Raw genomic sequence first — 11,233 nt, forward strand, 5'->3', positions numbered from 1 at the left:
CCGCCGACGAGGCGTTTTCGCAGCTAGGCCTCGGAGAAGGGGGCCGTAAGCGTACGCCCCCTTCTCCCTTCCGGAGGACACGGGACCCCTGTTCTGACGAGGAGGTGGTAGCCACCGGGACACTTCGCTTACCGCAAGAGTTGATTGGAGTATCGTAGCCCGCCCGTGTGTTTTCGTTGTATCCTCCGCATTCTATGGCCGGGGCCACCCAGGAGCCGGGCGGCCCCGGCCCACGGCCAATGCAACTTGAGAGCGCGCGAACGCTCAGGAATGAGACAGAAAGGGAGGAATGGCAAGTGTACAAGGCAAAGGCGCTTTGGGCATGGATGTTGGCCATACTCGTCCTGGTTGTGTCAGCCCCTGTAGTTCATGCATGCACAGGTTTCATGGTCGGCAAGGACGCTTCAGTGGACGGCAGCACGATGATCACGATTCAACAAGACACTACCAGCTACGACTTTGATTTGGTTTATGTTCCCGCCAAGGATCACCCGCCGGGAACTATCAAGAAGTTGGTGGACTATCCCCAGTGGCTGCGCAACTTCGATCTGCACGGCAATCCAATTGATGCCGAAACTCAGTACACTGGTGTGGAGATCCCAGAAGTGCCTCACACGTATGCATACATGAGAAGCCTTTTCGGGGTCATGAATGAGCACCAGGTATCCATGGGCATGTATACCATCTACCCTCGGCCAGAGCTGCGACAGGGAGAAGATGGAGTGGCTGATGGTAAGCTCAAGATGACCACTCTGTCGTTCGTCGCCATGGAGCGGGCCAAGACTGCACGAGAGGCTATCAAAGTCATCACAGAACTGGCCGAAAAGTATGGGTTTGGAAGTGAGTACTCGGCGGGGAAGAACTTGATCATAGCTGATCCTAACGAGATATGGCAGCTTCACATGGTGCAAGTTGGACCTTGGGAGCCCGACTCCGGAGAACCAGGCGCCGTGTGGGCCGCGCAGAGGGTGCCTGATGACCATGTGGCAGTAGGCTGCAATGGATTTGTCATCACTGAGCTTGATCTGGACAACCCAGACTATTTCATGGCATCGAGCAACGTGAAGACGCTAGCCATCAAGAACGGCTGGTGGGATCCGGACAGTGGAAAGCCTTTCAATTTCGCTCAGGCCTACAAGGGGACTGTGGAAGGCCTGGGGACGCTGCAACGCCACTGGCGCGGCTACAGCCTCATAGCTCCCCATGTCAAGCTTCCCCGCGGGGAGGAGGCGTTGGCCTACAAGGGACCTGAAGGCGAGTACTACCAGTATCCATTCTCGGTGAAGGCTGAGAAGAAAATCTCAGTGGCAGATCTGAATGTGTTCGTACGCGACGTGTACGAAGGCACTGAATATGACCTGACCAGAGGCCCCCTGGCCGGCCCGTTTGGCACCTGGCACCGCACCCAGGGTTCTTCCTTCAGGGTAGGAGACGAAAGGGTGCAGGAGGCCAGGGGAATACAGGCAGACTCAAGTCAGTTCACCGAGATCTGCCAGATGCGGGGCTGGCTGCCCAACGAGATCGGTGGGATCGTGTGGTGGGCACCAGGTCCTCCTAAGGCCGCTGTGCGCGTTCCCTTCTACATCGGAATAACCGAACTGAGCAAGGAGTACAGCGAGGGGAACAACCACATGCGGTTCAAGTACGGCTTTGAGTGGGGCAAGACTGCCGGTTGGGCGGCTGTCTTCGTCAATACCTTCGGGGATGTAATGTACAACTACATAATCAAGGACGTAGTGGAATTCCAGAACAAGATAGAGGGCCAGACTTTCTCACTTGTGCCGGCAATAGACAAAGTCGCACTCAGTCTCTATGAGTCTGATCCAGTTGCAGCGAGGAAGTTCTTGACACAGTGGTCCAATCAGTTCGCTGAAGCCGCTGTGAAACAACACTGGGACTTCGCCGGACACCTGATCTGGAAGTACCACAACAGACTCATCTGGGAGCCGACCATAGCCCAATCCCCCAAGATGCAGGACGCAGACTGGTGGATTCAGAAGGCTCTGGAGTGGCAGAAACAGGTGAGACAGCAGTAGACAGTGGAACCCGTTCCCATCTGCGAGAAAGACCTGATCACACCCAAATGCGGGCAACATGACAGGAATCGAGTAAGGGCTGTCGCAGAATCACGCCTGGGGCAGCCCTTTCTCTACCCCCGGCCGTTGCCGCCGAAAAGCATGATGCCGGTGAACCAGAGCAAGGATAGCCCCACGGCTGCGGCACACGTCACCATCATCCAGAAGAGTGCCCAGGCGGAGAGGCCCACCTTCGGGCCAAGCGCGCTGAACCCGAGCGCGAAGAGGGCGGACACGACCGCGGCCGGCGCGGCACGGGTGAGGAGGCGGGCGGCGGCGCCGGCGAATTCCCGGGCCGGCGTGCCCGGAGGGATCGCGAGGCCCAAGTGGGTGCAGTCAACGAGGACCAGGAGTCCAATGCCCATAAGCGCCGACTCCAAGAGAGCAGGTGGGCCTCCTCGGTAGACCAGCCCGGCGCCCCACATCGCCAGACTTAACCCCCATGAGATCGTAAAGAGGGAACTGGACCGGCGCAGAGCGCCTAGCAAGGCCGCGAAGGCCGCGATCCCCGCGATGGCCAGGAACGCCTGCCCGGGGGCCATGAACCCCGCCCCGGCAACATGAGCAGCTCTGGCCGCTAACGTAATGGAAAGCGCTGTGGATATCCAAAGAAACGGGTTCAACCAGACGCCCTCCCCCTAAAACCCAACTTGCTGCACACGCTGGGTACCCCGGCTCAGAAGAGGCCCAAGGCACGAGTCAATGGGTCCGGCCCCGTCCCACTCTACGACGGAGAGGCCCACTCTGAGCAGGCCCACAATCTTCGCACGTTGTTCCATGGCCCACCACCGCTTGGCCACCTGTTCGGCAGGGGATAGCCCTATGAGGCTTTCAGCGTGGGTGACTGCAGAGACATAGACAACAACCGGATCGAAACCGCGGGCCGCAAGGTCCTGGAGCATCTGGACAGACCTGGAATCGAGAAGAGGCGTGAAGGCGATCACCAGGGCGCCGGGAGGCAGGACTCTCTTTGGGATCGCCCCGATCTCCCGAAACGCGTAGCTCTCGAAGACCCGCATCCGCGCGAGCCTCTCGAGAATCACGTAGAACTGCCTCTTGCCTGCCTGGGGCGTAGTCCATGCCATAGTCCCGCCGTACTCAATGAACCCAACTCGGTCTTTCCGCTTGAGATAGTGAAGGGCGATGCTAGCTGCAGCCCTGGCGGCGGAGTCGAGGGCGGTGTAGGCCGCGGGGCCCACGTCACGTAGGGAATCCACGAGTATCACCACATCCATGTTCCGCTCTTGGAGCCGCTCGTTTACGAACAGACTCGCCCAACGAGATGATACACGCCAGTTGACTTGCCTGGTCGCGTCGCCCGACGCGTACTCGCGGACGCCCGAAAGGTCGATCCCCTCACCGGGTGTTCGGGAGGTGTAGTCCCCATTGTACAACCGGGTGCGGCGGGCGGACCCCCGCGAGAACCTGACCTCCCGGACCTCGGGGTAGACGAATATCTGAGTTCCGGGGACTGAGCGGTACCCGCTCCACACGAGCCCCGCTCCAGACAGTACCCTGCATTCCAGCTGGCCTAAGATATACGCACCACGTGATGGAAGAGCCATCTCGAACGTCAAGTCCCGCACGTCGCCGGTGTTCATGGACACCACAATGCGCTCGGCGGTGCGGGGTTCGTCGGCACCATGCAGGACTACGTGGTTGACCTCAAGAAGGGGTAGGTGAGTGCGGGTGGACACTCTGGCGCGGACAATAGCGGTCTCTCCCTCAAACCACCGACTCCGCACAGGTTCAAGCTCAACGGAGTAGTCCGGCTCCATACGTTCTAGGACGCGGAGCCCGAGGGCCACCACGAAAGGAAGTCCGACGAGCACGAATTCGAGCCTGCCTGTGACCACACATGCTAGGATAGAGACCCCGGCGAGCGTGATGTAGGCCAGGTACTTGGAGGTGAGGCCCTTACGATCTTGCACCCTACTCTCCTCCCTGGGCAACCTTTGGAGTTGGCACGATTGTCAGAATGTCGTTCAGGATCTCTTCGTTGGGCACCCGGTCCACCCAGAGTTCCGTGCGGAGCAGGAGTCTGTGGGCTAGAGCAGGCACCGCCACGGCCTTCACGTCTTCGGGCGTGACGAAGTCCCGACCACGGATGGCAGCCCTTGCGCGGGCGAGCTTGAAGACAGCCAGGCTGCCGCGGGGTGACGCGCCGAGTTGCAGGCGTCGATCGTTCCGAGTCTCCCAGACGATACGGACGATGTACTCCTCGACATCTGGGCTGACGTATACGTTCTCGACCGCAGCCTGGATCCGGAGCAGCTCGTCCTTGGTGACCACCGGGGCGAGGTCCAAATCGTCGCTCTTGCGCTCTTGCCGGCGGTTGAGCATGTTCCGCTCGGCCTCGGGTGAGGGGTAACCGATGCGCAGACGGGCGATGAACCTGTCCACCTGAGCCTCGGGAAGAGGGTAGGTGCCTTCGAACTCAATGGGGTTCTGAGTGGCGATCACGAGAAAGGGAAGTGTCAACGGGAAGCACTGCCCCTCCACGGTCACGTGCCGCTCCTGCATCGCCTCGAGAAGTGCCGACTGGGTCTTGGGAGTGCCGCGGTTCACTTCGTCCGCGAGCACGAGATTCGCAAAGATGGGTCCGGGCCTGAACTCGAAAGTCTCCCGACGAGGGCTGTAGACAAACCCGCCCGTGACGTCGCCGGGCAGGAGGTCAGGAACGAACTGGATCCGCCTGAACTCCAGGTCCAGGACACGTGCGAAGCTCTCAGCTGCAAGGGTCTTGGCGACCCCAGGGACATCCTCAAGGAGTAGGTGCCCGTTGGCCACTATCCCCATGAGGGCCGACTCGAGTACATCATCTTTGCCCACGACTGCGCGGCTGACGGCTTCCACGATCTCACGGCACTTGCCGCGGACCCATCCGAAGTCAACTGAAGTCATACGAGGTCCTCCATCCATTCGATGATTCTCAAGATCTCTCCATCCGGCACCCCGCGCTTCCACGCGTCGGCGTTCCGGCGCACTTCCTCGAGCACCACTGCAGGTGCCTTCCGCAGGTATATGGTCGAGAGGAAGTAGTCGTAATTCTGCCTGGATATCTCGACCTTCCGGCGAAGGTCGTCGAACTCCCGGGTGACCTGGAGCCTTACTGTGCTGACCCTCGAGTGATGTGTCCGTAACCAACTATCCGGGTGGACTGCCGCGCTCGCGTGGGAGCGCGCTTCGAAGTACAATGCGGAGAAGCAGAATACTGCTGCCGTGCGGGCAACTGCGGAACTCCACTGCTCGGGAATCCGGACGAATGCGAGGAAGGCAATAAGGCCGAGGCCAGCCGACACAGCGACTGCAGTAAGCCACGGGACCCGTGGGTGGGTTTGGGAAAGGTCAGCAGGGCGGCGTTCACGATCCACGGCAGACACTCCTTATCTCGGCCAGGGCAGATATGGCGGCCGCGCGATCCTCGGCCGACATCCGATGCTCGCTGAACCTCGCCCTCTCGAACAGCTCGGTGAGGCTCCAGAGAACTGCAGACGGAATTGGGAACAGCGCGAGGGCTTTGGCAACATACTCCTCGGGCGTGTAGTGGGGCTGCGCCGGGAAGCCCAGCTTCTCGGCAAGCAGAAGAAACTGCTCGTAGCATCTGATCACAGCAAGCCTGGTATCGGGTTCGCGCTCAAGCTCGGCCAGGGCAATTTCGGCGAACTCAGAGGCCATGTTCGGGATAGATTCCGACGGTTCCGCTGAAGCGGGCACCCCTTCTTCGCGAGTGCGCCGCCCTGCAATCAGAAGCCCTGCGTAGACCAGCGAAGCAACGATCGCGGCACCGACTAGGATCAAGAACCACCAATCCCAGGCAGAGCCTCGGATGCGCGGGTCAGTATAGACCGGACCGCGTTGCCCAGGCTCGTACTCTGGTACATCTCCCGGCGAGATCTCGAGGCCGGGCAGAGAGGTCGGAACTTCGCCGCTCTTGAGCGAAGATATCACGGGGATGAGTATGGCCGCCGCCGCGAGGCACATGAGGGCAACCGCGGCGATCCCCTGCCAGACAGGGACCTTGGGAGACTCTTGGACGCGCTCGTCTTCGTCTTTCTTCCTCTTCCTCCGGCTCGCCATGACCCAGGCCAGACCGAGTGCGAGCATGACAGTGCCCAGGGCAACAAGCCCTGCGAAGATGTAGACCAGAACATCGCTGGGGTCGACGGCGCGACCGGGGCCGCGTTGGAAAGAATCAGGCCCCTCGGGCCAGGTGCTTGCCAGGCCCAAGACGAACATGGTGCCCAGACACATCAGAAGGATGAGGAAACCGAGTACTCTCACCAACCTCGCGGAAGGGATGCTGACCACCTCGGTTCTACAGAGCAAAAGCCCCTACGTGGGACCGTGGTCCCGGTAGGAGCCATCAGCTGCGTGCAGCGGCGGAAGCGAGCTCCATCGCGTGCAGATCTACTCTCCAAGTATAGCACAACTCACCCCCGCTTGCCGGAGATGACCCTCGTGCCCGCTGTACCTGCCAGGGCGTCTATGGCGTTCGCGAGGGAGGCTATGATGGCGACTTCGCCCCCTGCCTCGACGAACCTCCTGCACGCCTCCACCTTCGGCCCCATGCTACCCGCTTTGAACTGACCTTCCTTATGGTACCTGGTCACATCCTCCAAAGTCATCGCATCCAGGTCCACCTGGTTCGGCTGCTTGTAGTTGAGCGCGACGCGGGGCACGTCTGTGAGGATGAGAAGAACGTCCGCATTGACATCCATCGCCAAGCGTTCAGCACCGAGGTCCTTGTCGATCACTGCTTCCACACCAGCGTAGTAGCCGTCTCTTTTCACCACGGGTATGCCGCCGCCACCGTTGGCTATGACCACAGCGCCAGATTCGATCAGGGCGAGGATGGCTCCTCTCTCCACGATGCTTATGGGATCCGGCGACGCAACCACCCGTCTCCAACCCCGGCCGGCGTCATCCACCCACACCTCGCCGGTGGCGGCCATGCGCCTGCGGGCGATCTCTTCGGAGTAGAACGGGCCCACAGGCTTGTTCGGCTTCTGGAAGGCAGGGTCGTCCAGGCTCACGAGCATCTGGGTGACGACTGTGACCACGGGTTTTGCGATGCCGAGCTCGGCCAGTCTCTTGCCGAGGCACTGCTGCAGCATGTACCCGATCTGGCCCTGTGACTGTGCCCCGCATACATCCAGAGGCAGCGCCGGCACTTGCGCAGACCCGGCCTCATGCTGGATCAACAGGGCCCCGACCTGCGGGCCGTTCCCGTGGGTCAGGACTACCCGGTACCCCGCGGCGATCAACTGGGCCACCTGGGCCGCGGTATCATCAACGTTCTTGAGCTGCTCCTGGGCCGTGCCCTTCTGGCCCGGCTGAAGAATGGCGTTGCCGCCGAGGGCCACCACGATGGTCTTGTTGTTGTCCAACCCGCAACCACTCCTCCTGGCGTGCCTACGCGCTTGGGCGCGGCGAAGACAATTCTGCTCTCATGGAAACGCTTTGCGCGGTCTGAATTCGGGATGCAGCCCGGGTTTCCTTTTCTTATTGGGGTTCAGAGCAATCAGTGCCATGCGCCAGATCCTCGCCCCACCTCTGTACTAGCCCATGGCGGGTCAGCCCAAACAGGTCCAGAACCCGGCCCACCGTCTGGTCGACGATGTCCGAAACACTTGTGGGCTGAGTGTAGAAAGATGGGACAGGAGGGACTATGATCCCACCCGCTCGAGTGACCCGGATCATGTTCTCCAGGTGGATAAGGCCGAGAGGGCTCTCTCGTGTGAGGAGGACGAGCTTCCGCCGTTCCTTCAGGCTGACATCAGCCGCCCGAAGCAGGAGGTTATCCGTGTACCCAGATGCTATGCCGGCCAGAGTTTTCATGCTGCATGGGGCCACTATCATCCCATCTGTGAGAAAGGACCCGCTTGCCACGGCCGAAAGAAGATCGTAAGGCCCGTAGGAGTGATCTGCGATACTCCTCACGCTGGCCGCCGTGTGCCCGGTCTCATCCTCCACAATAGTCTCCGCCCATTCGCTCATTACCAGATGTGTCTCTACCCGGAGTGATCTCAGGACCTCCAGGAGCCTGACCCCGTAGATCGCTCCGGATGCACCCGACATGCCCACAACGAGCCTCATCCAGACCTCAACCCTCCAGCGCTACATCGTGTGAGGAACGCAAGCCAAATATAGCGCACAGAAACCCCGGTGGCAACCGTGGACTGCCGGGTCTTTGATGGCCCGGTCGGCCCCGGACTCGCGGGGGACGCACCTGCTGAGTTCATGGCGTAGGGGGACTGAGCGCCAACTCAGACGTCAGGCCCTGGCGCGGGCCTCGAGACGCCGGAGAGTCTGCTGGGCCGCAATACCGGCAGCGAAGCCAAGGGCCATGTTGGTGGTGAGAGCCAGGGCTATGGTAATACCCATCGGAAGCAGGTCCCACCCACGAACCTCCGCCGCGAACTTGGACATCTCCAGTCCCACCATGAACATCATTGTCCCGATGACACTCTCCGGGAACACCACGAAAAGCTGCTGGATCGATCCTGCGAGGAAGAGCCCCAAAGATATCTCTATCAGGCCCTCGATGATATTGGTCCCACCCGTGCGAGCGCCGAAGAAGTACTGCCCGGCAAGCCCGCCGGCACCGTGGCACATCGGCATCCCGCCGAAGAACGGAACCACCACGTTCATTACACCCATGTTCAGCGCAAGTCGACGCTCACTCACGGGCTTACCGGGGAAGTACCGGCTGATGAGGGCGGAGGCTGCTATCACTGCATTGGTCAGTGTTAGAGGGACTTGGGCGAACCCTGCGAGCACCATCGCATCCCAGACCTGCCGAGGGCTGAACGAAGTGAGTGGAGGCGGTGTGAAGCCCAGGCGGACGGACGGCCCAAGCTCACCCTTCGCCCAAACCACGAGAAGGCCCAGAGCCATGAGGAGTATGGCCGCGGGGGCGTACCTGTTCTGCCTGAAGAGGATGATGATGGCGACGGAGGTGGCAGCAAGGCCCCACCCCGTCGATGCCATCCTGAGCCCCTGGTAGGCGAGGAGCAATCCCAAGGCCGCCTGAACGCCGCGCGTCACCGGCTTGGGGGTGAGGACCGCGATCCTGTCGATGGCCCCGCTGAGGCCGAGAACGAGCCAGACCACCCCTGTCCCGAAGGCAGAGGCGTATACTAGGGAAGGAGGCCACTTTTTGGCGATGGCCATGACGGCGAGGATCTTCATGGGCTCCAGAGGCATTGGAAGATGGTACACTATACCTGTGACGATATTGGTCAGCCCCATCATCACAAGGAGCCCGGCCGGGTTCATGCCGCAGATGGCTATGTAGCCGACTGCCAGGGGGAAGAGGGTACCGAAGTCCCCCATGGATCCTGCAAGCTCCCTTAGGCTGAACTCGAAGTCCTTTATCCTCATGGGTTCATCCCCCCCGAGGCGCGGTCTGTCCCAACGTCCGGCACGCCTGCATACGCCGGGGCTTCCTCTATCCTCCGGGCTCGCCCCCATGCCCCGGGGCGCTATTCGCGGCTGTAGACGACCCTGCCCGCAACAATCACGTTCCTGACTTCGAGTTCGCTGTCCAGCACGACGACATCCCCGTCCATCCCGGCCTCGAGCCGCCCTTTCCTGCTGGAAAGCCCGATCACTGCGGCTGGGGCGGTCGACGCCATGCACGCAGCGTCCTGAACTGACACCCCAACGAGGTTCACCATGTTCCTGAAGGCCTGGCCCATTGTGAGGGTACTGCCTGCGAGCACGCCAGAGTCTAGGCGGGCTTGGCCGTCCGCGACTGTCACATGTTGCCCGGCGAGATCGTACTCGCCGTCAGGGAGCCCGGCCGCGCGCATCGCGTCCGTGATGAGTATCGTTCTCATATTCCCTTTCACTCTGGCGAGAAGAGATACCATTGCCGGGTGGACATGCAGGCCGTCAGCAACCACTTCGCAGGTGAGCCCATCCATGACGAGAGCCGCTCCAACGACTCCGGGCTCTCTGTGGTGGAGACCTCGCATGGCGTTGAAGGTGTGGGTCACGTGGGATAGGCCTCGAGACACTCCCGCCTCCATCTGGACGAAAGTGGCGTCGGAATGGCCGGCGGCGACCACGACGTTCAGGCTGGCGAGGAGCGAGATGAGGTCGAGAACGCCATCTGCTTCAGGTGCGACCGAACAGATTCTGACGAGCCCTTGGCCTGCCTCGAGAAGCGACTGAAGAGTGCCACGGTCAGGGGCCTGGATTCCTTCAGGGGGTTGCGCACCTTTACGCTCCAGGCTCAGGAAAGGCCCTTCGAGGTTGACCCCGAGAACCTGGGCACTGTTCTCCCACGAAGTCCAGGAAGCGCGGGCAATGGCTCGGGTGGCCGCAAGCATCTCCTCCTTCGGTGAGGACATCACGGTTGGCACAAATCCCGTGGTTCCGTGTTTCACGTGGAACTCACCCATCTGTGCGATGGCCTCAGGTGAAGCGTCCATCGCGTCGGCGCCGCCGCCCCCGTGCACGTGAAGATCTATGAACCCGGGGACCACTGTGCATCCAGATGCGTCAATCACTGTATGCGCCTGTTGCCCCCTCAGGATGGAGTCCGGTCCAACCTTGTGGATTCTGGTCCCCTGGATCAGGATGGAACCCGGATCGAAGATGACATGTGGGGTCACTACGCGCCCAGACGAGATGAGGATCCTCTGATCCACTTGCCTCCGCCTCCCCATGCCGCTACGTGCTTATGCTGTGTGAAGCACTCCAGGCGCAAGTTTCGCCGGGCGGGCACGATGTTCCTCCACCATGCGTCGAAGTGGAGCCAATTGCACACAGATTGGAGTTCTGGGAGCGCAGGAGATCTGCGATCTGTGTGGAACAATCTCGCGCCTGCCGCGGAAGTTGCACCCTGGCAACATGCGTGTTGCATCAATGAAGCACGCGGAGGATCCACGGCAGTTGCCCCCCCGGCCACCAGAACGGGAGCGGCCCGCCCGGCACGGAGTTGAATGGGCCGCGGGGGCGTCACATGTCTTGTCTGGCATGGTCGTTGCTATTGCGTTGGGGGTGATTCGCGCGACCGGTCGGAAGACCCGCGCACGGAGGAGGAACCGACCCATGCACGTCCATCTCAAGTATGGCAAGTCCCGGTTCAGCCTGGATACGTCGGCGCTGGGAGACCCGCCGGTTCTCACGGGGCGCGAACCGCCGGT

The 11,233-nt window shown here is 61.3% G+C and carries 10 protein-coding genes; 1 reads left to right on the forward strand and 9 read right to left on the reverse strand.

Going from position 1 to position 11,233, the window contains the following annotated elements; all coding sequences use genetic code 11:
• Window positions 1-296 precede the first annotated feature (296 nt).
• Window positions 297-2,036 carry a C69 family dipeptidase gene (locus NUW23_01725; protein ID MCR4424898.1) on the forward strand — a complete coding sequence of 580 codons (1,740 nt, stop codon included), beginning with the start codon at window positions 297-299 and terminating at the stop codon, window positions 2,034-2,036.
• Window positions 2,037-2,149: 113 nt separating this feature from the next.
• Here NUW23_01725 and NUW23_01730 read toward each other — a convergent pair whose 3' ends face one another.
• The 9 genes from NUW23_01730 to nagA all read right to left on the reverse strand — a co-directional run bounded on the left by NUW23_01730 (window position 2,150) and on the right by nagA (window position 10,735).
• Window positions 2,150-2,698 (reverse strand): hypothetical protein, encoded by a 549-nt coding sequence (locus tag NUW23_01730; protein MCR4424899.1) that lies wholly within the window; start codon window positions 2,696-2,698, stop codon window positions 2,150-2,152.
• Between the two features lie 15 nt (window positions 2,699-2,713).
• Complete coding sequence (locus NUW23_01735; protein MCR4424900.1) at window positions 2,714-4,006, reverse strand: DUF58 domain-containing protein; 1,293 nt, start codon at window positions 4,004-4,006, stop codon at window positions 2,714-2,716.
• A 1-nt stretch (window position 4,007) separates the two neighbouring features.
• Window positions 4,008-4,979 carry a MoxR family ATPase gene (locus tag NUW23_01740; GenBank protein MCR4424901.1) on the reverse strand — a complete coding sequence of 324 codons (972 nt, stop codon included), beginning with the start codon at window positions 4,977-4,979 and terminating at the stop codon, window positions 4,008-4,010.
• On the reverse strand, window positions 4,976-5,449 hold the full coding sequence (locus tag NUW23_01745; protein ID MCR4424902.1) for a hypothetical protein: 474 nt from the start codon (window positions 5,447-5,449) through the stop codon (window positions 4,976-4,978). Before NUW23_01745 ends, NUW23_01740 begins: the two co-directional genes overlap by 4 nt.
• Window positions 5,439-6,359 carry a DUF4129 domain-containing protein gene (locus NUW23_01750; protein ID MCR4424903.1) on the reverse strand — a complete coding sequence of 307 codons (921 nt, stop codon included), beginning with the start codon at window positions 6,357-6,359 and terminating at the stop codon, window positions 5,439-5,441. The genes NUW23_01745 and NUW23_01750 overlap by 11 nt, the downstream gene beginning before the upstream one ends.
• A gap of 149 nt (window positions 6,360-6,508) precedes the next feature.
• Window positions 6,509-7,465 carry a carbamate kinase gene (gene arcC, locus NUW23_01755; GenBank protein ID MCR4424904.1) on the reverse strand — a complete coding sequence of 319 codons (957 nt, stop codon included), beginning with the start codon at window positions 7,463-7,465 and terminating at the stop codon, window positions 6,509-6,511.
• A 115-nt stretch (window positions 7,466-7,580) separates the two neighbouring features.
• Window positions 7,581-8,174, reverse strand: a complete 594-nt coding sequence (locus NUW23_01760) for a UbiX family flavin prenyltransferase (protein MCR4424905.1) — start codon at window positions 8,172-8,174, stop codon at window positions 7,581-7,583.
• Between the two features lie 177 nt (window positions 8,175-8,351).
• The gene (locus tag NUW23_01765; GenBank protein ID MCR4424906.1) at window positions 8,352-9,461 is read right to left on the reverse strand and encodes a putative sulfate/molybdate transporter; all 1,110 of its coding nucleotides are present in this window, start codon (window positions 9,459-9,461) and stop codon (window positions 8,352-8,354) included.
• A 101-nt stretch (window positions 9,462-9,562) separates the two neighbouring features.
• A complete protein-coding gene (nagA, locus tag NUW23_01770; GenBank protein MCR4424907.1) occupies window positions 9,563-10,735 on the reverse strand; it encodes an N-acetylglucosamine-6-phosphate deacetylase in 1,173 nt (390 codons plus the stop codon).
• Window positions 10,736-11,233 lie beyond the last annotated feature (498 nt).

The organism is Bacillota bacterium (assembly GCA_024655925.1).
Taxonomy (GTDB): domain Bacteria; phylum Bacillota; class DTU025; order DTU025; family JANLFS01; genus JANLFS01.